The sequence below is a fragment of the Brevundimonas sp. VNH65 genome, from assembly GCF_049445955.1.
Classification (GTDB): Bacteria; Pseudomonadota; Alphaproteobacteria; order Caulobacterales; family Caulobacteraceae; genus Brevundimonas.
In genome coordinates, this window is the sequence record NZ_JBMSDX010000001.1 from 737,452 (window position 1) to 756,238 (window position 18,787).

The window sequence follows — 18,787 nt, forward strand, 5'->3', positions numbered from 1 at the left end:
AACCTCCCCATGCCCTCGTTTTCCCGTCCTCTCGAAGAGACCCTGCACCGCGCCGTCCACTATGCGAACGAGCGCCGGCACGAATACGCCACGCTCGAACATCTGCTGCTGGCCCTGATCGACGATCCTGACGCGGCCAATGTGATGAAGGCTTGCAACGTAGACCTGTCGGCGCTGAAGTCCGCTCTGACCCTGTATGTCGACACCGACCTGGCCGCCCTGGCCACCTCGGACGGCGAAGACGCCAAGCCGACCGCAGGATTTCAGCGTGTCATCCAGCGCGCGGTGATCCACGTCCAGTCATCCGGCCGCGAAGAGGTGTCCGGCGCCAATGTTCTGGTCGCCATCTTCTCGGAGCGCGAAAGCCACGCCGCCTACTTCCTGCAGGAGCAGGACATGACGCGCTACGACGCGGTCAACTTCATCGCCCACGGCATCGCCAAGAAGGCAGGCGCCGCTGAAACGCGCCCCGCCCGAACGCCCGGCCAGTCGCCGGAAGAAGCCGAAGACGCCGCCGCCGCCAAGACCGGCGGAGAGGCGCTTGAGGCCTATTGCGTCGATCTGAACGTCAAGTCTCAGCAGGGCAAGATCGACCCCCTGATCGGTCGTCAGGCCGAGGTGGAGCGCGCCATCCAGATCCTGTGCCGCCGCACCAAGAACAACCCCTTGCTCGTCGGCGATCCCGGCGTCGGCAAGACGGCGATCGCCGAAGGGTTGGCGCGCAAGATCGTCAACCACGAGGTTCCGGCCGTGCTGGAAGGAGCGACCATCTACAGTCTCGACATGGGGGCGCTGTTGGCGGGCACCCGCTATCGCGGCGACTTCGAGGAACGGCTGAAGCAGGTCGTCAAGGAACTGGAGAACCACGAGAACGCCATCCTCTTCATCGACGAGATCCACACGGTGATCGGCGCCGGGGCGACCTCCGGCGGGGCCATGGACGCGTCCAACCTGCTGAAACCCGCGCTGGCGTCCGGGAGCCTGCGCTGCATGGGCTCGACCACCTACAAGGAATATCGCCAGCATTTCGAGAAGGACCGGGCGCTGGTCCGTCGCTTCCAGAAGATCGACGTCAATGAGCCGACGGTCGAGGACACGGTCAAGATTCTCAAGGGGCTGAAGGCCTCCTATGAGAGCCATCACAAGCTGCGCTACACCGACGCCGCCATCCGCTCGGCGGTCGAACTGTCGGCCCGCTACATGACCGACCGCAAACTGCCGGACAAGGCGATCGACGTCATCGACGAGGCGGGCGCCAGCCAGATGCTGCTGGCGGAGTCCAGGCGCAAGAAGGTCATCGGTCAGAAGGAGGTCGAGGCCGTCATCGCCAAGATGGCCCGTATTCCGCCCAAGTCGGTCTCCAAGTCCGACGTCGAAGGCCTGCGGGAACTCAAGGCTGACCTCAACCGCGCTGTCTTCGGCCAGGATGCCGCGATCGAGCAGGTGGCGTCGGCCATGAAGCTGGCGCGTGCGGGTCTGCGCGATCCGAACAAGCCGATCGGCAGCTTCCTGTTCTCGGGGCCGACCGGCGTGGGCAAGACCGAGGTGGCCAAGCAGCTCAGCCAGACCCTGGGCATCGAGATGCTGCGGTTCGACATGTCCGAATACATGGAGCGTCACACCGTCAGCCGGCTGATCGGCGCCCCTCCGGGCTATGTCGGTCATGACCAGGGCGGGCTGCTGACCGACGCGGTGGATCAGCATCCGCACGCCGTCGTCCTGCTGGACGAGATCGAGAAGGCTCACCCCGACGTCTACAACATCCTGCTCCAGGTCATGGACAATGGCATGCTGACCGACGCGGTCGGCAAGAAGGTCGATTTCCGCAACGTGGTCCTGATCATGACCACTAATGCCGGCGCCGCCGACAACGCTCGCGCCTCCATCGGTTTCGGCCGGGGCAAGGTCGAGGGCGAGGACGACAAGGCTATCCAGCGCCTGTTCGCGCCGGAGTTCCGCAACCGCCTGGACGCCATCGTGGCGTTCAAGTCGCTGGATTCCGACACGATCAAGTCGGTGGTGACCAAGTTCATCCTGCAACTGGAAGCTCAGTTGGCCGATCGCAACATCACCATCGAACTGACCGACGAGGCGGCCGACTGGCTGGCCAAGAACGGCTTCGACGAACTGTACGGCGCGCGTCCGCTGGCGCGGGTCATTCAGGACTCGATCAAGAAGCCTTTGGCCGACGACATCCTGTTCGGGCACCTGACCAAGGGCGGTCACGTCAAGGTGGTTCTGACCGACGGCAAGATCGCCTTCGACATCGCCGAACCCTCAGCCGCCTCGGTCAAGGCCAAGCAGGCGGCCGACGAGATTGCTGATTAGGGCGAGCAAGCCAGACCGAAATCTGGCCTCGGGTTGAATCGATCCGAAATGATTTCGGTCTGTGCTCGCAGGTCAGGCGTTCGGATTGCGCTCTGACGCGAGCATCTCTCGCAGACCATCCCTCGGCATCAGGCGAACTTCAGGCAAATGACCTACACTCTCTTCGGCATTCCCAACTGCGACACCGTCAAGAAGGCGCGGGTGTGGCTGGATGAGAACGGCGTGGCCTATGGGTTTCACGACTACAAGAAGGCGGGGATCGACGAGGGCTCGCTTCGGCGTTGGGTCGGGGAGCATGGGTGGGCCGTGATCCTGAACCGGGCGGGGACCACGTTTCGTGCCCTGCCGGAGACCGACAAGGCCGATCTGGATGACGACAAGGCGATCCGGCTGATGCTTGCCAATCCGTCTATGATCAAGCGACCGGTGCTGGACTTGGGGGACCGTCGTCTGGTCGGTTTCAAGCCCGAGATCTATGCGGCGGCGCTGAAGGGCTGAGGGCCGAGGCCTCAGCCCTCGACGCGGGTGTCGGGGCGGTCGTGGCCGTCGGCGCGTTCGGTGATCCATTCGCCGGCCGAGGTTTCGAACTCGATCCAGGCCGTGGCGTCCGAGACGCGTTGCTCGCGTGAGGCCCGGACCGCCGCGGCGCGGGCGGCGCCGGCGTTGGGGAAGGTCTCGGAATAGGTGTCGCCGAGCCGGTAAGCCCAGCCTCCGTCATGTTCGACGATGCGATAAACGACTTCGGTCATATGCCCGGTCCTGACATTCTAGGCGGGCATGGCCGCCTTGAGCCGCGCCCTCATGGCCGTCAGTTGATAGGTCAGGCCGACAATGAGCAAGAGCAGTATGGTCAGTTGGAAGGTGACGACCAGGGGCGCCACCGGGCCGGCGGCGAACGGTTGTTCTGCCGGCAGGCGGGTCAGGGTCTCGGTGACGCTGGGCAGGAACAGGGTGAAGGTCGCGACGCTGAGGGCCGAGGTTTCGATCCACCAGCGGTGTCTGGCGAGGGGCCGGACCTTTCCGACCAGGGCGCCGACGGTCAGGGAAAGGACGCTGAGCGCGGCGACGGCCGCGCCGGGCGGCGTCTTGACCACCAGAACGCCGGTCAGGGCGCCGATGAACATGAAGACCAGCCACAGCTTGCCCAGCCTCGTTCCCGGCGGAATGCGCCCGTGGCGCGCCAGGAGCCAGAGCGACAGCGGTATGGCCGGTATGCTGCCGAGCGTGTGAAACCACCCCAGGGCCGACAGTTCGGGCAAGGCCATCGCGATCCCCCAATCACGCGTTTCCAACTTTTGCATCAGGCGCGTCGAACGCGGAATTGTCGATGGCGGGGGCGCCGCGCACGAAAATTTGCATGGCCCTGCATCCGATGCGGCGACCGGCGACGACTGTCCTATGAAGGCGGTCGAGAGGGATCGCGAGGGAGATGACGATGCTGAACCTGTTCTATGCCTTCTGGTGGTTGATCCTGCCGATCGGGGGGATGTTGTATGCCGCCTTTCACAGCTGGATGAAGTACCGCCAGCAGCGCGCGACGCTGGATATCATCCGCACCTATGCCGAGCGGGGCGAACAACCGCCGGAATCCCTGCTGGCCCGGCTGGACGCGCAGGATGCGGCGGAGGCCGGCGCGTCGAGCGGCGCGCCGCGCACGGCGGCCCACTACTGGTCGCTGGTGGGACTGTTCGGGGTGATGGCGGCTGGTTTCGCGATCGGATCGTTCATGGGCGTCGACCGCAACAGCGGCGCCTTTCTGATCGTGGCGATGGTCATGGCGGCGGTCGCGGTGTGGTCCGCCGTCAACGCCCTGTTCCTGTCGCGCCGCTGATCCGCGCGGCGTGGGGCGGGGAGGCGGCGCGTGTCGAGGCTGGGGGAGGAGGAATGGATCCGGGCCGCCCGCGCCGGGTCGGCCCCGGCCTTCGCCCGACTGGTCGGCGCCCACCAGTCGGCGGTGCGCGCCTTCCTGCGTCGCACCCTGAGCGGCGGCTGGGGGGAGGCGGACGATGTGGCGCAGGAGACCTTCGTCTCCGCCTGGCAGGCCTTGCCCCGGCTGCGCGACGATCAGGGGTTCCGCGCCTGGCTGCTGGGCATCGCCTGGCGGCGGGCGCAGGACCGGATTCGGCAGGCGCGCCGGGGCGCGGCGCGGGATCAGGCCTGGCTGGAGATGACACCGGCCGTGGACGGCGCTTCGCCCGCCGATCGCCTGGCCGTGCGTCAGGCCCTGGCCGATCTGCCGCCGGACGTGCGCGCCAGCGTCGCCCTGTGCCTGGCGGACGGATGGTCGCACGCCGAAGCGGCCCAGGCCCTGGGCTTGCCGTTGGGCACGGTGAAGTCCCATGTTGCGCGTGGACGGGCGCGTTTGCTCGTCGCGCTCGGAGGCTGTGATGACGCCTGAAGAGAAACTGGCCGCGCTTTTCGCAGCGGAAGCGCCGCCCGCGCGCGATCTGGCGTTCGAGGCGCGGGTGGCCGAGCGCATCGCCGCGCGGCGGGCGCTGGGCCGCAGCCTTGCCGCCGCACCTATGGCCGTGGCCGCCGCCGCGGCCCTTTGGGGGATCGGGCAGGCCGCCCCCGAGGCGTTCGCCATGTTTCGGCCGGACGTCCTGGCCGGATGGCTGACGGCGGCCGGGGCGGGGGCGGCGGGCCTGATCTGGCTGTCGCGGCGGTTCAGCGCAGCCTGATCGTCGCCTGAACCCCGAAGTGGTCGGACGGATATTCGCCGCCCGTGGCCACATCGCCGATGCGGGCGGCCGAGACAGGCGCGAAGGCCTCCCGTTCGGCGAAGATGTGGTCGATTACCCGGTTCGGATGACCCTTGGCCGGATTCAGGGTCGTATCGGTCGAGTTCGACGGCAGGGCGCTGAAGAAGCGGGCGCCGGTCAGGGTCGCCAGGCCGGCGTCCGACTGCTGGGCGTTGAAATCGCCCATGACCACGAGGGGCGTCCCGTCCTGAGGCAGCCAGGACAGAAGGTCGGCGATCTGGCGCGCGCGGACCGCCTGGGCGTCCTGTTGCCAGGCCAGATGGGTGTCGACGATATCGATGAGACGGCCGTGGGCCTGAACGCGAACCCGAAGGGCGGTGCGGTAGTCGTCCAGCGGCTCCAGCTTGCGCGAGGCGTCCTCGACGATCGGCAGCCGGGTCAGTATGGCGTTGCCGTACCGACGCGGCGCGCCTTCCGGATCGGTCGAGACGAAGCGCACCTGGTAAGGCCGGTCTGGAGTGGAGATGGCCGCCGCCAGCGTATGGGCCTGGTTGGGCAGGCCGACGTTGGCGTCCTCGAGCACCTCCTGCAGGCCGATGACGTCGGCGTCGGCGGCCCGAAGCGAGGCGACCAGCAGCGGCTCGCGCGCCGCCCAGTCGCCCATATTGTGCCAGATGTTGAAGGTGACCAGACGCAGGAGCGGGTCAGCGGCAGGGCCGCCTGTCGCTACGGTTGCGCAGGCGGACAAGGGGACCAGGGGCATGGCCGCGAGCGGAAGAGCGGCGCGGATCAGATCGCGGCGGGTGGTCATGCGGTTCCTCCATTCCCCGATGTAACCGGTTTCACGAACCTTACGAACATTTCACCCCGGCGTCTGCATCCATGGGGACATCTGCCTGCCTCTTGTTCTCAGAAGCCCCGGACATCAGGCTCGGGGTCACAGGAAAACAGAGATCATTCCCATGGAACTGACGCCTATCCTCATCGTCCTCATCATCTTCTCCTCGATCGTGGCGATCATCCTCGGCCCCGGCTATTTCAAGAGCCGCGAGAAACAGGCCATGCAGGAGATCGTTCGGGCCGCCATCGACAAGGGCGAGCCGATGCCGCCGGAAATGATCGACGCCCTGACCAAGGAGGCCAAGTCGCGCATTCCGTCGGCGGCTCGCGACCTGCGCGTCGGCGTCATTCTGGTGGCGGTCAGCATCGGCATCGCCCTGTTCGGCTACGCCTTCAGCTTTGTCGGCGGCATCGAGGAAGCGAAGGCCGTCTATCCGATCGTCGGCATGGGTGCGATCCCGGGCGCCGTGGGCGTGGCCTTCATCATCCTGAGCTTCTTCAACAAGAACAAGGACTGAGGGCGGTCTGACGCCGGGGGAAATCAGATGTCCCTATCCTTGAAGGACAGGCACGACGTGGAGCTGGCCGCCCTGGCGGCGGCCGGCGGGCGACGGGAGTTCGGCGAACTGGTCCGTCGTCACGGTACGGCGGTCCGGGGCCTGCTGCGCCGCATGGGCGCCCAGGCCAGCGAGGCGGACGACGTGGCCCAGGACGCCTTCATCGCGGCGTTTCAGCGGTGCGGCGAGTTCCGGGGCGAAGGTCCCTTCGCCGCCTGGGTCAAGCGGATCGCCGCGCGGCTGTATCTGAAGCGGCGGGCCCGCGAGGCCCGCTATGTGGACGAGGTCGCGATCGAGGAGGCGGTCGCGCCGGTCGACACGCCGGGCCGACTGGACCTGGACGAGGCGCTGAAGACGCTATCGGAGGTGGAACGCATCTGCGTCAGCTTGTGTCACGGCGCCGGCATGTCACAGCCGGAAATCGCCGCCGCCATGAATCTGCCGCTTGGAACGGTGAAGTCTCATGTCAAACGTGGTCTGGATAAACTCCGCGCCCGGCTTGCGCCGGAACCGAACGGAAGGGCGGCTCATGTCGGATGAATTCGATCCCGGGATCGAGCGACTGTTCGCGCAGACGCCCGCCATGCCCGACGCCGAACTGTTCGCCGCCCGCGTCGAGCAGCGGCTGAACAAGGGGTCCGCCCTGCGCGCCCTGGCTTTGACCGCCGCCGGGGTGGTGGGGGGCACCATCGCGGTTCGGGAATCTCTGGGCGTCAACTTCCACTTCCGCCCGTCCGGGGCGGACCCGGTCGCCGAGGCGTCGCAGAACGCGGCGAGCGGGGCCGGAGACCTGATCCAGGGCGTTCTGGGCCAGTGGGGCATGGCGGATGCGGCGCAGTCGCTCTTGCCTGCCGGGTCCCTGGGCGGCATGCAACTGTTCTGGATCACGGCGGCGGTGGTGATCGGTCTGGCCGCCGTCGGGGTCGTGCGACTGTCGCAGGAGGCCTGAGTTGTCGAGCCAGAAGCAGGAAAGCGTCCGCCGTCTGGCGGCGCCGGACATCACCGGGCGCAAGGGTGGGGATCCTATTGTCTGCCTGACCGCCTATGACGCGCCGACGGCGGCCCTGCTGGACGATCATTGCGACCTGCTGCTGGTCGGCGACAGCGTGGGGATGGTGGTTCACGGCCTGCCGAACACCGTCGGGGTGACGCTGGAGATGATGATCCTGCACGGCCAGGCGGTGATGCGGGGATCCCGTCGCGCCATGGTCGTGGTGGACATGCCGTTCGGGAGTTACGAGGGCGGCAAGGAACTGGCGTATGAGAACTGCGCCCGCGTCATGAAGGAAACGGGGGCACAGGCGGTGAAGCTGGAAAGCGGCCCGACCGTGCCGGAGACCATCGCCTATCTGGTTCAGCGCGGCATTCCGGTGATGGGCCATGTCGGCCTGCGTCCGCAGGCGGTGCTGACCGAGGGCGCCTTCAAGGCCAAGGGGCGCAATGACGAGGAGCGGCTGAGGGTCATCGCCGAAGCCGAAGCCACGGCCGACGCCGGGGCCTTCGCGATCGTGGTCGAGGGGACCGCCGAGCCCGTCGCGCGCGAGATCACCGCCGTCATCGACAAGCCGACGATCGGCATCGGGGCGTCGGCCGCCTGCGACGGCCAGATCCTCGTCACGCCGGACATGCTGGGCCTGTTCGACTGGACGCCCAAGTTCGTGCGCCGCTACGCCGACCAGCGCACGGAGATCAACGACGCGGTGGCGCGGTACGCGGCCGATGTGAAGGCCCGCCGTTTTCCTGCCGAAGTCGAGACCTACTTCTCGAAAAAGCCGGTCGAGTCCTGACCACCGCATTGCGGTCGGTCGGTCGCTCTTGGGGGTTCCTCTCGCGGGGCTAACCCACTAGGGTCGCGCCGGTTTTGCCAGGCAGATTTGGGGCGACGTTTCGTGGTTGATGTCTTCGAGCAGGTCGAGGAGGAGCTCCGCTCCGACCGCTACAAGCGCTTGTTCCGCACCTGGGGGCCCGTCGTGGCCGGGGTCCTGGTGATCGCCCTGGTCGCCGCTCTGGGCTGGTGGGGCTGGGATTCGTGGCAAACCAGCCGCGCCGCCAAGGGCTCCGTCGCCTATGCGCGCGGCATCGAGGCGCTTCAGGCCGGCAATGCGGCCGGCGCCCGCGCCGCCTTCGTCGAAGCCGCCGAGCAGGGTAACGGCGCCTACAAGGCCCTGTCCCTGAATCAGCAGGCCGGTCTGGCCCTGTCCGAGAACAAGGACCAGGAGGCCATCCGCCTGTTTGACGAGGCGGCGAAGGCCGCCGGTGATCCGTTGCTGGCGGATGTGGCCCGGCTGAAGGCCGCCTGGATCCTGATGGACCAGCCGAATGCGCCGCTGGCGGACATCGAAGCCCGTCTGAGCCCCCTGGCCGAAGAGAACCGTCCGCTGCGGCCCTTCGCCCAGCAGGCCATCGCCATGGCGCGCCTGGCCAACGGCAAGCCCGCCGAGGCGCGCGCCGCCCTGGTGCAACTGACGCTGGGTCAGGACGTGCCGGACGTGGTGCGCCAGACATCCCAGACCGCGATCGACGCCATCGACAGCGGCATTCTGGGGAACCTCAACGACATCCTGGCGGCCCAGCGTAATCTGCCGGCGCCGGCGGCTCCCGTCGCGCCTCCGGCCATGGCGGCGCCCGCCCAATGACGACCGTTTCCCGAAAGACCTCCATGAAGCGTGCATTGACGGTCGCCCTGACCTGCGGCCTGGCCCTTACCGTCGCCTCCTGCGCGGCGCAGCGTCGTCTCCTGCCGTTCGGCCTGGGCGGTGGCGAGGAAAAGGGCTCGGTCGCCACCGAGGGCCAGCGCGTGTCGGTGCTGACGTTCGATCAGCAACTGGCCCCGTCAGCGGCGCTTTCCGGACGTGATTTCTTCCTGCCGGGTCCCCAGGCTGCGTCTTCGTGGCCATCTCCTGGCGGAACGGCGGAGAATTCGGTCGAGCATGTGATCGCCGCGCCGGAGTTTTCGATCGCGTGGAAGCGGAACATCGGCTCCGGCTCGGGCAAGACCCGCCAGGTGATGGCGCCCGTGGTCGCCGACGGCGGCCGGGTGTTCGTCATGGACGGCGAGTCGACCGTCACAGCCGTGGACGCCCAATCGGGCGCGGTGGTGTGGAAGGCCGACGTCCGTCCCGATGAGCGTGAACGCGGCCAACGCCGTCTGGGCATCCTGCCGGGCGGCTCCCGTCCCGCGAGCGGCGGCTTCGGCGGCGGCGTGGCGGTAGGCGGCGGGCGCGTCTTCGTCGCGTCCGGCTATCGCTCCATGTCGGCGCTGGACGCGGCGACGGGCGCGGTGGTGTGGAGCGTCAATGTCGACTCGCCGATCCACGGCGCGCCGACCGTCGCCGGTTCGCGCGTTTTCGTCGTCGATATCGACAATCAGCTTTTCGCCTTCGATGCCGCGACCGGTGAGCAGGACTGGTCATATCGGGGCATCAGTGAGCCGGCCCGCATCATGCGCGCCTCGTCTCCGGCGGTGGTCGGCGACACCCTGGTCGCGCCGTTTTCGTCGGGCGAGGTGGTGGCGTTGCGGGCGACGACCGGTCAGCCGGTCTGGCAGCAGGTCCTGTCGCGCACCAGCCGCACCAGCGCCCTGTCCGAACTGCGCGACATCGCCGGGCGGCCCGTGATCAGCCGGGGCTTCGTCTATGCGGTCAGCCATTCGGGCGTGATGCAGTCCATGGACATCCGCACCGGCCAGCCGCGCTGGTCCGTGCCGGTCGCCGGGGTCAACGCGCCCCTGCCGGCAGGCGACGTGGTCTATGTGGTGTCCAAGTCGGGTGAACTGGTGCTGCTGAACCGCGAGACGGGAGCGGTCTACTGGACCAAGGACCTGAACGACGGGCGGGTCCGTCAGGAGGGCGGGTTCCTGGGCTTCTGGGACCGCACCGTACGGCCCGAGTGGTCCGGTCCGATCCTGGCCTCCAACCGGCTGGTTCTGGTCAATTCTGACGGCGAGGCCGTCGGCTTCGACCCGAAGACGGGCGCCCAGGTGGCCTCCGTTCGGCTGGGCGCGCCGGCCTATGTGGCTCCGTCCGCCTACAACGGCGCCCTCTACATCCTGACCGATCGCGGCGAGTTGGTCTGCCTGCGCTGACGCGCAGTTAGGCGACCCAGCCGATTCTGAGCTAGAAGGCCGACATGGCGTTGAAAGTGGCCATTGTCGGCCGGCCCAATGTGGGCAAATCCACCCTGTTCAACAGGCTGGTGGGAAAGCGGCTGGCCCTGGTCGATGACCGGCCGGGCGTGACTCGCGACCGCCGGTACGCCGACGGCAATATCGGCGATCTGGACCTGACGCTGATCGACACCGCCGGCTATGAGGATGTCGTCGACGACAGTCTGGAGGCCCGGATGCGCGAGCAGACCGAGGCCGCGCTGGAAGACGCCGACGTGCTGATGTTCATGATGGACGCCCGCGAAGGCGTGACGTCGCTGGACCGGATCTTCGCCGATCGTCTAAGGAAGCAGCCCAAGCCCGTCATCCTGCTGGCCAACAAGTCCGAGAGCCGTGAGAGCGGCGGCGGGGTCGGCGAGGCGCACGGTCTGGGCTTCGGCGAGCCGGTGGCGATTTCGGCCGAACACGGCGAGGGCATGGCCGATCTGTACGCCGCCCTGGTCGCGGCCAGCGCCGATATCTTCGTCGAGGAGATCGACGAGCCTGACAAGCCGATCCGCATCGCCATCATCGGCCGCCCGAACGCCGGGAAATCGACGCTGATCAACCGCCTGATCGGCGAGGATCGCCTGCTGACCGGTCCGGAGGCCGGAATCACCCGAGATTCGATCTCGGTCGACTGGGTCTATGAAGGCCAGAACATCCGGCTGGTGGACACCGCGGGGATGCGGCGCAAGGCGCGGGTTCAGGAGAAGCTGGAGAAGCTGTCGGTCGCCGACACCATCCGCGCCATCACCTTCGCCGAGGTGGTGGTCCTGATGATGGACAAGGACAACGCCTTCGACGTGCAGGACCTGCAACTGGCCGATCTGGTCGAGCGGGAAGGCCGGGCGCTGATCTATGTGGCGTCGAAGTGGGATCTGGAAGAGAACCCGCAGGCGCGCATGGCCGAGCTGAAGCGGATGGCCGACGACAAGCTGCCGCAGCTGAAGGGCTCGCCGTTCGTGGCCCTGTCGGCGCACAGCGGACGCGGCGTCGAGCGGCTGATGCCCGCGGTGCTGAAGGCCTATGAGACCTGGTCGGTCAAGGTGAAGACCAAGGACCTGAACGACTGGCTGTCGATGGCGACCCAGCGGCATCCGCCGCCCGCCGTCGACGGAAAGCGGATCAAGACCAAATATATGGCCCAGACCAAGGCCCGACCGCCGACCTTCGTGCTGTTCGCCAGCCGGGCGGCGTCCTTGCCGGATCACTATCTGCGCTATCTGACGAACTCCCTGCGCGAAAGCTTCGACCTGCCGGGCACGCCGATCCGTCTGACGATCAAGTCCAACTCGCCCAACCCCTATGCAGAGGGCGGGGCCAAGTCGGGGCCGGAACGGTACAAGGGCGACGCCAAGACGGCGCCGCGTCGCGTGCGCAAGGCCGAGAAGGAAGAGGCCCTGTCCAACCTGCCCGGCAAGGCGCTGGAGCAGAAGAAGACCCGTGTCGCCAAGCCCCGGATCATCGGCGCGGTGAAGGCCAGCGCCTCGAAGAAGGCGGGCAGCAGCGTGGCCGCTCCCAAGTCCGCACGCGGCGGGGCGCGGCAGGTCTCAAGATCGGGCCGCATCCGCAGCGGGCAGAAGGGCCCGGCCAAGCGGAAGTAGTCCGGCGTCAGACCAGGGCGGCGGCCGAAACCCCAGCGGACCATTCCTTGAAGCTGACCGTCAGGGGCGGCGTCAGATCGCCGCGCGCCAGTTCGACGATCAGCGGGGCGATCTCGGAGGGATGTGGCAGGGTCTCGGGGTCTTCGCCCGGAAAGGCCTGGGCGCGCATGGCCGTGCGCATGCGGCCGGGATCGACGATCGAGACGCGGACATTGGTGGTTTCGATTTCGTCGGCCCAGCATTTCATCAGGGCCTCGGCGCCGGCCTTGGTCGCGGCGTAGGCGCCCCAGAAGGCGCGTGGCGTGGTTGCCAGGCTGGAGGTCAGGTGGATGGCGCGGCCGGCGTCCGACATCCTCAGCAGCGGCTCCAGCGAGCGGATCAGGCGATAGACCGCCGTCAGGTTGGTCTTCTCGATCTTGGCGAAACCACGCGGTTCGGCGTGAGCCACGGGCGTCAGGCCCGCCGCGCCCAGGGTGGCCGCCGTATGCACCCAGACGTCCAGCCGTCCGAAGCGCTCGAAGATCGCGCCGCCCAGCCGGTCGATGCCGCCGCCGTCCACGAGATCGAACGGGACCAGGGTCGCGTGCTTGCCGGTGGCGGCGAAGATGGCGTCGTCCAGATCTTCCAGCCCACCCTGGGTGCGCGCCGTGGCGACGACATGAGCGCCGGCCTTGGCCAGGGCCAGTGCGCTCTCATAGCCGATGCCGCGCGACGCGCCGACGACCAGGGCGATGCGGTCTTTCAGGGGAAGCTGGGACATGGCGCCTGATAGCCCGCTGGACGCGGACGAGAAAGGTCGAAAGCTCAGTAACCGTCAGCCGGCTGCCACAGGCTGAAGCTCATGCCCTGGTCGTCGCAGCAGACGCACGACAGGCCGGTGGCGCTTTCGGCGGGAATGGCCGCCTTGCCGCCGAGGTCGGTTACGCGGGCGCATGCCGCCGCGATGTCATCGACCCGGAAATACAGGTTTGGATAGTCGCTCTTGCGTTCGACCTTGGTGAAGCCGAAGGGCGGCTGGCTGTCGCTCACATGGGCGTAGGTCGGCTTGGAGGCGTCGTCGTCGAACGACCAGCCGAACAGGGCGCCGAAAAAGGCGCGGGCCTTGGCGATGTCGACGGTGTCGAGGGTGAAGTAGCCGAGCTGGACCATGGTCCAGCTTAAGCGCTCACCAGCAGGGAAAGTTGCCTCGCCACCTGTTCACGGCCGCCTTCCTCGATTTCGCGGTCGGTCAGACGCGTCGGATAGTCGCCGGTGAAATAGTGGTCGGTGAATTGGGGCTGGGCGGCGTTCCGGCCGGTTTCGCCCATGGCGCGATAGAGGCCGTCGACGGACAGGAAGCCGAGGGTGTCGACCTCCAGATACTGGCGCATCTCCTCCATGGACTTGTTGGCGGCGATGAGCTGATCGCGCTCGGGCATGTCGATGCCGTAGAAGTCCGGATAGAGGATCGGCGGGCTGGCCGACCGCAGATGCACCTCGGTCGCGCCTGCGGCACGGACGGCCCGAACCAGCTTCACCGACGTCGTGCCGCGCACGATGGAATCATCGATCAGGACGACGCGCTTGCCCTCCAGCACGCCGCGATTGGGGCTGTGCTTCATGCGTACGCCCTTTTGCCGCGCGCCCTGGCTGGGCTGGATGAAGGTGCGGCCCAGATAGTGGCTGCGGATGATGCCCATTTCGTACGGAATGCCGCTTTCCTGGGCGTAGCCGAGGGCAGCGGGCACGCCGGAGTCCGGCACGGGGACCACGACGTCGGCCTCGACCGCATGTTCCAGCGCCAGGCCGCGGCCCATGCGTTTGCGCACGTCATAGACCGAGCGGCCGTTCACAACGCTGTCGGGGCGCGAGAAGTAGACATATTCGAACAGGCAGGGGCGAGCTGCCCGGGTCGGGAACGGCTTCAGCGAACGGAAGCCTTCGTGGTCGATGACGATGACCTCGCCGTTTTCCACATCGCGCTCGAAGGTCGCACCGATGGTGTCCAGGGCCGCCGTCTCGGACGCCAGGACCCAAGCGTCGCCCAGCCGACCCAGCACCAGGGGCCTGATGCCCAAGGGGTCGCGCGCGCCGATCATCTTGGTGCGGGTCTGGGCCACCAGGGCGTAGCCGCCTTCGATCCGCGCCAGGGCGTCGATGAAGCGATCGACGATCTTGGCCTTACGGCTGCGGGCGATCAGGTGGAGGATGACCTCGGAATCCGAGGTGGACTGGAAGATCGAACCCTCGCCGACCAATTGGTTCCGCAGATAGTGGAAGTTGGTCAGGTTGCCGTTGTGGGCGATGGCGATGCCGCCCTGGTCGAGGTCGGCGAACATCGGCTGGATGTTGCGCAGGAAGCTGCCGCCGGCGGTGGAGTAACGGGTGTGGCCGACCGCCGCGGGGCCCGGCATGCGTTCCGACAGGTCAGAGCCGCCGAAGGCCTCGCCGACCAGCCCCTGATGGCGCTCGGTATGGAACCGCTCGTCCTTCACGCTGGCGATGCCGCAGGCTTCCTGGCCTCGATGCTGGAGCGCATGCAGGCCCAGGGCGACGATGCTGGAAGCCTCGTCGTCGGAAGCCCCCCAGACGCCGCAGACGCCGCACTCCAGCCGGGGCCGATCGTCATCGGCCTCGCGATGATGTTCGCGATGGACGACGGGGTCCGAAATCACGTGGTCGAGGCTGCGCATCGTGGGGCTCCGATGACAGGCGGAATTCAGGGGGCGGCGGATGGCGGCGAAGTATTGTCTGATTGAGGTTTCGGCAAGGCGGTATCGTCGGAAAAACCTCGGCGAACGGAAGAATCGACGACCGGGGCCAGGGCGTCCGCGCCGCGACCTATGCCGGGCAGGACGGCCTGGATCGCGCGCGCCGCCCCGGCCGTGACCGGTTGCAGCCAGGCGTTGGTGAGCCACCCGGGGGTGCGTTCGCCGGGCAAGGCCGCGACGATGACCAGATGCACGGCGCCCAGCAGCACCAGGGCGCGCCCCGTGCCGATGACCGTGCCCAGACCGTGATCGAGGGCGCCGAGCTGGGGGCTGGTGCGGGCCTGTTTGGTGATCATCGCCCCAACGATCCGGATGCCGAAATAGAGGATCAGGAAGGTCAGGATGGCGGCGAAGATGGTTCCCGCCCAGTCGGGGTTCACCAGCGCCCGGCCGATTCGCGACGTCAGAGGCAGGCTGATGAGGGCCAGGATCGCCGCGAGGACGAAGCTGAGCAGGGTGACGATCTCGCGCGCGCCGCCGCGCACCCAGCCCGAGGCCGCAGAGGCCAGGATGACGATGATCGCCAATGCGTCGAAGCCGGTCACGGTCGTGGAGGTTCCTCAGCGGTTGGCCGGGACATCAATACCGGTTTTGCGAGATTCTATCGACCGCTTCCGTAAGCCGGGTGACGGTCGACAGATTCAGGTCGCCGCCCTTGGCCGCAAGGGGAGGGCAGAGGGCCTGGTCGAAGCCGAGTTTGCGGGCCTCGCGCAGGCGGGCCTCGGCCCGGCCGACGGCGCGCGCTTCGCCCGACAGGCTGATTTCACCGAAGACCACGCAGCCCTGTGGCAGGGGCATGTCGGTGGCCGAGCTGATCAGGGCGGCGGCGGCGGCGAGGTCGGCGGCAGGCTCGTTGACCCGCATTCCGCCGGCGACGTTCAGATAGACGTCGCGGTCTCCGAATCCGAGGCCGCAGCGCGCCTCCAGCACCGCCAGCACCATGGCCAGGCGGCCGGAATCCCAGCCGACGACCGCCCGGCGGGGCGTGCCGTAGGCGGACGGCGCGACAAGGGCCTGGATTTCGACCAGGACCGGCCGCGACCCCTCGATGCCGGCGAAGACGGCGGCTCCCGCCGCGCGCTCCTTGCCTTCGCCCAGAAAGAGCGCCGAGGGGTTGGCGACCTCCTTCAGGCCCGCATCGCCCATCTCGAACACCCCGATCTCGTCGGTGGCGCCGAAGCGGTTCTTGCCCGCGCGCAGGATGCGGAACGGATAGCCGCGCTCACCCTCGAAGGTCATGACGGCGTCGACCATGTGTTCGACCACGCGCGGGCCGGCGACCTGGCCGTCCTTGGTGACGTGGCCCACAAGCACCACAGCGACGCCCTGATTTTTGGCGAGCCGAACCAGTTCGCCGGCGCAGGCGCGGACCTGGACGATGGAGCCGGGGCCGCTGTCGTGGACGTCGGACCACAGGGTCTGAATAGAGTCGATGATGACGATGTCGAACCGCTCGCGCTTCAGCGTCGACAGGATTTCCCGCAGGGCCGTGGCCGAGGCCAGGTCGACCGGGGCATGAGCCAGACCCATGCGTTTGGCGCGGGCGCGGATCTGTTCGATGGCCTCTTCGCCCGAAATATAGGCCACGCGCGAACCGGCAAGGGCCGCACGGGCGCAGACATCCAGCAGCAGGGTGGACTTGCCGACGCCGGGGTCGCCGCTGAGCAGGATGGCGGAACCCGGGACCACGCCGCCGCCGCAGACGCGATCGAATTCGCCGACACCGGTTTTGATGCGCGGAGGCTCTGGCGTGTCGGACGCCAGGGTCTCGAAGCTGAGACCACGGCCCCGCGCGCCGCCGGCCGGCTTCAGGGCGCCGGGCGGGGCGCTGCGGCTTTCCTCGACGATGACGTTCCACTGGCCGCAAGCCGAGCATTGCCCGGCCCATTTGCCGTGCACGGCGCCGCACGCCTGGCATACGAAAATCGCGCTGTCCTTCGCCATATCGGCTTCCTAGCAGCAAGCGACCGGGCCCGCGCGGACGCAATCGAAGGCTGCGACCGATTTTGACGCCGAAAATGCGCGCCTTCCGGTTGAAACCGTCGTGAAGGCCGGTCCAGTATCGTCGTCATTCCAGTTTCAGGCCAGATTCCGAAAGACCGCCCCCATGACTGAAGCCAATCCGCCCGCCCTGGATCCCAACCTGGTCGCGAGGGTCAAGGGGATACTGATGCGGCCCCAGTCGGAGTGGCCGATCATCGACGACGAATTCGCCACGATCGGCGCCTTGATCCGCAACTACGCCGTGCCGCTGGCGGCGATCGGCCCCATCGCGGGGCTGATCAGCGGCGTCGCCTTCGGGGGGGGCGATTCGGTTGTGGGACTGCTGATCGCTGCGGTTCTCGGATACGGCCTGGCCTTGCTGATCGTCTTCGCCCTCGGCCTGATCATCGACGCCCTGGCGTCCAGCTTCGGGGGCGCGCCGAACCGGGTTCAGGCGATGAAGACCGCCGTCTATTCCTCGACGGCCGGCTGGGTCGGCGGCGTGGGACAGCTCGTGCCCGGTATCGGCTGGCTGTTGAGCCTGCTGGCCTCCTGCTACGGGGTCTATCTGCTGTATCTGGGCCTCAGGGCCGTGATGAAGAGCCCTCAGGACAAGGCGGTGCTGTACACGGTGATCGTCATCATCGCCCTGGTGGTCGCCAGCATGATCGCAGGCTTCATCATCGCCGGCGTGACGCTGGGACTGGTCGGCGGCGCGGTCGGCATGGCCGCGATCAGCAACCTGTAGGCGCGGGCATCAGCCCAGGTAGCGACGGGGCACGCGGGGCGTGATCGAGGTGATCAGCTCATAGCTGATCGTCCCGGCCGCCGTCGCGGCGTCGTCCAGCGGCCGGTTTGCCCCGAACAGTTCCGCGCGATCGCCGACCGCCGTGTCGGGCGCATCGGTCACATCAACGGCGATGACGTCCATCGACACCCGGCCGACGATGGGGCGAAGGCCGTCGTTCAGCCAGACCTGCCCAGAGCCGCGCCCGGTGTAGGATCTCAGCACGCCGTCGGCGTAGCCGGCGGCGACCGTCGCGATGCGGGTCGGACGATCGGGCTTGAAACCGCACGAATAGCCGACCGTCTCGCCCACCGGCACGTCGCGGACCTGGACGACTTCGGCCGAGAAGGTCGCCACGGCTGCGATGCGCGGGTCCGGCCGACCCTCCGGCCCTCCGCCATAGAGACAGACGCCTGGCCGCACCGCGTCGAAGCCGAAGTCGTCGCCGAGGAAACAGCCGCCCGAGTTGGCGAAGGACTTCGGGGTGTCCGGGTAGCGGTCGGCGATCCCCGCAAAGGTGTCGCGCTGTCGCCGGTTCATCGGGCTTTGGGGCTCGTCGGCGCAGGCCAGATGGCTCATCACCAGGGTCAGGCCTTCGGATGGATCAGGCGCGTTCTCCGGGCGGAAGCCGAGGCGGTTCATGCCCGTGTCGATCTGCAATCCCCAGGCGCCGCCGTTCGCCGCGGTCCAGGCCTGGAGCTGGCCCGGCTGATTGACGACCGGTCGCAGATCGGCGGCTTTCAGGTCCGCGATGACGTCACCGTGGCAGCCGTCGAGGACATAGATGATCGCTTCTGGGCCGAGCGCGGATCGCAGAGCCACGCCCTCGGCCGCCCGGGCGACAAAGAAGGTGCGCGCGCCTTCAGCGATCAGCCGGCGCGCGCAGGCGGCCGCGCCCAGGCCGTAGGAATCGGCCTTCACCACAGGATGGACGGGCCGGCCGCTGACGGCGGCGAGCGTGTGGTAGTTGCGGGCCAGGGCGTCGAGATCGACGGTGAGAACGGCGGGCGCTAGGTCGTAAAGGGCGGGGGAGGCGCTCATCCGCGCCTTATGCCGCATGTTTCGTGCCCGTCACGCCCAAAATTGCCG

The 18,787-nt window shown here is 67.8% G+C and carries 22 protein-coding genes; 13 read left to right on the top strand and 9 right to left on the bottom strand.

All coding sequences use genetic code 11. From position 1 onward, the window contains the following. The first annotated feature begins 9 nt into the window (after window positions 1-9). Together clpA and ACO2Q1_RS03560 are read left to right on the top strand one after the other, a co-directional pair. Window positions 10-2,328, top strand: coding sequence for an ATP-dependent Clp protease ATP-binding subunit ClpA (gene clpA, locus ACO2Q1_RS03555; protein WP_423328165.1), 2,319 nt, complete (start codon window positions 10-12; stop codon window positions 2,326-2,328). Between the two features lie 147 nt (window positions 2,329-2,475). Beyond that, a complete protein-coding gene (locus ACO2Q1_RS03560; RefSeq protein WP_423328166.1) occupies window positions 2,476-2,826 on the top strand; it encodes an arsenate reductase in 351 nt (116 codons plus the stop codon). An 11-nt stretch (window positions 2,827-2,837) separates the two neighbouring features. On the opposite strand, the gene ACO2Q1_RS03565 is transcribed toward ACO2Q1_RS03560, so the two are convergent. Next, the gene (locus tag ACO2Q1_RS03565) at window positions 2,838-3,077 is read right to left on the bottom strand and encodes a hypothetical protein (protein ID WP_423328167.1); all 240 of its coding nucleotides are present in this window, start codon (window positions 3,075-3,077) and stop codon (window positions 2,838-2,840) included. Between the two features lie 18 nt (window positions 3,078-3,095). After that, complete coding sequence (locus ACO2Q1_RS03570; RefSeq protein WP_423328168.1) at window positions 3,096-3,593, bottom strand: hypothetical protein; 498 nt, start codon at window positions 3,591-3,593, stop codon at window positions 3,096-3,098. A 170-nt stretch (window positions 3,594-3,763) separates the two neighbouring features. Between ACO2Q1_RS03570 and ACO2Q1_RS03575 the strand changes: the two genes are divergently transcribed. From ACO2Q1_RS03575 to ACO2Q1_RS03585, 3 genes are read left to right on the top strand one after another with little or no spacing between them, the layout of a single operon-like run. Continuing rightward, a complete protein-coding gene (locus ACO2Q1_RS03575) occupies window positions 3,764-4,159 on the top strand; it encodes a hypothetical protein (protein ID WP_423328169.1) in 396 nt (131 codons plus the stop codon). Between the two features lie 30 nt (window positions 4,160-4,189). Further along, window positions 4,190-4,726, top strand: a complete 537-nt coding sequence (locus ACO2Q1_RS03580; RefSeq protein WP_423328170.1) for an RNA polymerase sigma factor — start codon at window positions 4,190-4,192, stop codon at window positions 4,724-4,726. Further along, entirely contained in the window at window positions 4,716-5,009 is a 294-nt protein-coding gene (locus ACO2Q1_RS03585; protein WP_423328171.1) for a hypothetical protein, read from the top strand. Before ACO2Q1_RS03580 ends, ACO2Q1_RS03585 begins: the two co-directional genes overlap by 11 nt. On the opposite strand, the gene ACO2Q1_RS03590 is transcribed toward ACO2Q1_RS03585, so the two are convergent. After that, window positions 4,996-5,841: an endonuclease/exonuclease/phosphatase family protein gene (locus ACO2Q1_RS03590; protein ID WP_423328172.1), complete on the bottom strand. Its 846-nt coding sequence runs from the start codon at window positions 5,839-5,841 to the stop codon at window positions 4,996-4,998. The two genes, ACO2Q1_RS03585 and ACO2Q1_RS03590, sit on opposite strands and share 14 nt — an antisense overlap. A gap of 151 nt (window positions 5,842-5,992) precedes the next feature. On the opposite strand from ACO2Q1_RS03590, the gene ACO2Q1_RS03595 reads away from it, so the two are divergent. The 7 genes from ACO2Q1_RS03595 (at window position 5,993) to der (ending at window position 12,178) form a co-directional block, all read left to right on the top strand. Then, complete coding sequence (locus ACO2Q1_RS03595) at window positions 5,993-6,388, top strand: DUF6249 domain-containing protein (RefSeq protein ID WP_423328173.1); 396 nt, start codon at window positions 5,993-5,995, stop codon at window positions 6,386-6,388. A gap of 27 nt (window positions 6,389-6,415) precedes the next feature. Further along, the gene (locus tag ACO2Q1_RS03600) at window positions 6,416-6,967 is read left to right on the top strand and encodes an RNA polymerase sigma factor (protein WP_423328174.1); all 552 of its coding nucleotides are present in this window, start codon (window positions 6,416-6,418) and stop codon (window positions 6,965-6,967) included. Then, window positions 6,957-7,376 (top strand): hypothetical protein, encoded by a 420-nt coding sequence (locus ACO2Q1_RS03605; protein ID WP_423328175.1) that lies wholly within the window; start codon window positions 6,957-6,959, stop codon window positions 7,374-7,376. The genes ACO2Q1_RS03600 and ACO2Q1_RS03605 overlap by 11 nt, the downstream gene beginning before the upstream one ends. Before the next feature lies 1 nt (window position 7,377). After that, on the top strand, window positions 7,378-8,214 hold the full coding sequence (gene panB, locus ACO2Q1_RS03610) for a 3-methyl-2-oxobutanoate hydroxymethyltransferase (RefSeq protein ID WP_423328176.1): 837 nt from the start codon (window positions 7,378-7,380) through the stop codon (window positions 8,212-8,214). Window positions 8,215-8,316: 102 nt separating this feature from the next. Beyond that, a complete protein-coding gene (locus ACO2Q1_RS03615; protein ID WP_423328177.1) occupies window positions 8,317-9,063 on the top strand; it encodes a tetratricopeptide repeat protein in 747 nt (248 codons plus the stop codon). A gap of 23 nt (window positions 9,064-9,086) precedes the next feature. Then, window positions 9,087-10,511, top strand: a complete 1,425-nt coding sequence (locus ACO2Q1_RS03620; RefSeq protein ID WP_423328178.1) for a PQQ-binding-like beta-propeller repeat protein — start codon at window positions 9,087-9,089, stop codon at window positions 10,509-10,511. Window positions 10,512-10,555: 44 nt separating this feature from the next. Further along, window positions 10,556-12,178 carry a ribosome biogenesis GTPase Der gene (der, locus tag ACO2Q1_RS03625; RefSeq protein ID WP_423328179.1) on the top strand — a complete coding sequence of 541 codons (1,623 nt, stop codon included), beginning with the start codon at window positions 10,556-10,558 and terminating at the stop codon, window positions 12,176-12,178. Window positions 12,179-12,185: 7 nt separating this feature from the next. Here the strand turns inward: der and ACO2Q1_RS03630 are convergent, their stop codons facing one another. Genes ACO2Q1_RS03630 through radA form a run of 5 tightly spaced genes read right to left on the bottom strand, consistent with a single transcriptional unit; the run spans window position 12,186 to window position 16,872 of the window. Further along, complete coding sequence (locus ACO2Q1_RS03630) at window positions 12,186-12,938, bottom strand: SDR family NAD(P)-dependent oxidoreductase (protein WP_423328180.1); 753 nt, start codon at window positions 12,936-12,938, stop codon at window positions 12,186-12,188. Window positions 12,939-12,982: 44 nt separating this feature from the next. Further along, a complete protein-coding gene (locus ACO2Q1_RS03635) occupies window positions 12,983-13,327 on the bottom strand; it encodes a VOC family protein (RefSeq protein WP_423328181.1) in 345 nt (114 codons plus the stop codon). An 8-nt stretch (window positions 13,328-13,335) separates the two neighbouring features. After that, window positions 13,336-14,850, bottom strand: a complete 1,515-nt coding sequence (gene purF / locus ACO2Q1_RS03640) for an amidophosphoribosyltransferase (RefSeq protein ID WP_423328182.1) — start codon at window positions 14,848-14,850, stop codon at window positions 13,336-13,338. Window positions 14,851-14,876: 26 nt separating this feature from the next. Then, window positions 14,877-15,473, bottom strand: coding sequence for a CvpA family protein (locus ACO2Q1_RS03645; RefSeq protein WP_423328183.1), 597 nt, complete (start codon window positions 15,471-15,473; stop codon window positions 14,877-14,879). 34 nt (window positions 15,474-15,507) lie between these two features. Next, window positions 15,508-16,872 (bottom strand): DNA repair protein RadA, encoded by a 1,365-nt coding sequence (gene radA, locus ACO2Q1_RS03650; RefSeq protein ID WP_423328184.1) that lies wholly within the window; start codon window positions 16,870-16,872, stop codon window positions 15,508-15,510. A 163-nt stretch (window positions 16,873-17,035) separates the two neighbouring features. Between radA and ACO2Q1_RS03655 the strand changes: the two genes are divergently transcribed. After that, a complete protein-coding gene (locus ACO2Q1_RS03655; RefSeq protein WP_423328186.1) occupies window positions 17,036-17,659 on the top strand; it encodes a Yip1 family protein in 624 nt (207 codons plus the stop codon). Window positions 17,660-17,668: 9 nt separating this feature from the next. On the opposite strand, the gene alr is transcribed toward ACO2Q1_RS03655, so the two are convergent. Further along, window positions 17,669-18,739 carry an alanine racemase gene (gene alr, locus ACO2Q1_RS03660; protein WP_423328187.1) on the bottom strand — a complete coding sequence of 357 codons (1,071 nt, stop codon included), beginning with the start codon at window positions 18,737-18,739 and terminating at the stop codon, window positions 17,669-17,671. Window positions 18,740-18,787: the final 48 nt, after the last annotated feature.

Excerpts from the sequence above, each read along its gene's own strand:
- clpA (WP_423328165.1), top strand. The coding sequence starts at position 10 with ATGCCCTCGTTTTCCCGTCCTCTCGAAGAGACCCTGCACCGCGCCGTC.
- ACO2Q1_RS03560 (WP_423328166.1), top strand. The coding sequence starts at position 2,476 with ATGACCTACACTCTCTTCGGCATTCCCAACTGCGACACCGTCAAGAAG.
- ACO2Q1_RS03565 (WP_423328167.1), bottom strand. The coding sequence starts at position 3,077 with ATGACCGAAGTCGTTTATCGCATCGTCGAACATGACGGAGGCTGGGCT.
- ACO2Q1_RS03570 (WP_423328168.1), bottom strand. The coding sequence starts at position 3,593 with ATGGCCTTGCCCGAACTGTCGGCCCTGGGGTGGTTTCACACGCTCGGC.
- ACO2Q1_RS03575 (WP_423328169.1), top strand. The coding sequence starts at position 3,764 with ATGCTGAACCTGTTCTATGCCTTCTGGTGGTTGATCCTGCCGATCGGG.
- ACO2Q1_RS03585 (WP_423328171.1), top strand. The coding sequence starts at position 4,716 with ATGACGCCTGAAGAGAAACTGGCCGCGCTTTTCGCAGCGGAAGCGCCG.
- ACO2Q1_RS03590 (WP_423328172.1), bottom strand. The coding sequence starts at position 5,841 with ATGACCACCCGCCGCGATCTGATCCGCGCCGCTCTTCCGCTCGCGGCC.
- ACO2Q1_RS03595 (WP_423328173.1), top strand. The coding sequence starts at position 5,993 with ATGGAACTGACGCCTATCCTCATCGTCCTCATCATCTTCTCCTCGATC.
- ACO2Q1_RS03600 (WP_423328174.1), top strand. The coding sequence starts at position 6,416 with ATGTCCCTATCCTTGAAGGACAGGCACGACGTGGAGCTGGCCGCCCTG.
- ACO2Q1_RS03605 (WP_423328175.1), top strand. The coding sequence starts at position 6,957 with ATGTCGGATGAATTCGATCCCGGGATCGAGCGACTGTTCGCGCAGACG.
- ACO2Q1_RS03620 (WP_423328178.1), top strand. The coding sequence starts at position 9,087 with ATGAAGCGTGCATTGACGGTCGCCCTGACCTGCGGCCTGGCCCTTACC.
- der (WP_423328179.1), top strand. The coding sequence starts at position 10,556 with ATGGCGTTGAAAGTGGCCATTGTCGGCCGGCCCAATGTGGGCAAATCC.
- ACO2Q1_RS03630 (WP_423328180.1), bottom strand. The coding sequence starts at position 12,938 with ATGTCCCAGCTTCCCCTGAAAGACCGCATCGCCCTGGTCGTCGGCGCG.
- ACO2Q1_RS03635 (WP_423328181.1), bottom strand. The coding sequence starts at position 13,327 with ATGGTCCAGCTCGGCTACTTCACCCTCGACACCGTCGACATCGCCAAG.
- purF (WP_423328182.1), bottom strand. The coding sequence starts at position 14,850 with ATGCGCAGCCTCGACCACGTGATTTCGGACCCCGTCGTCCATCGCGAA.
- radA (WP_423328184.1), bottom strand. The coding sequence starts at position 16,872 with ATGGCGAAGGACAGCGCGATTTTCGTATGCCAGGCGTGCGGCGCCGTG.
- ACO2Q1_RS03655 (WP_423328186.1), top strand. The coding sequence starts at position 17,036 with ATGACTGAAGCCAATCCGCCCGCCCTGGATCCCAACCTGGTCGCGAGG.
- alr (WP_423328187.1), bottom strand. The coding sequence starts at position 18,739 with ATGAGCGCCTCCCCCGCCCTTTACGACCTAGCGCCCGCCGTTCTCACC.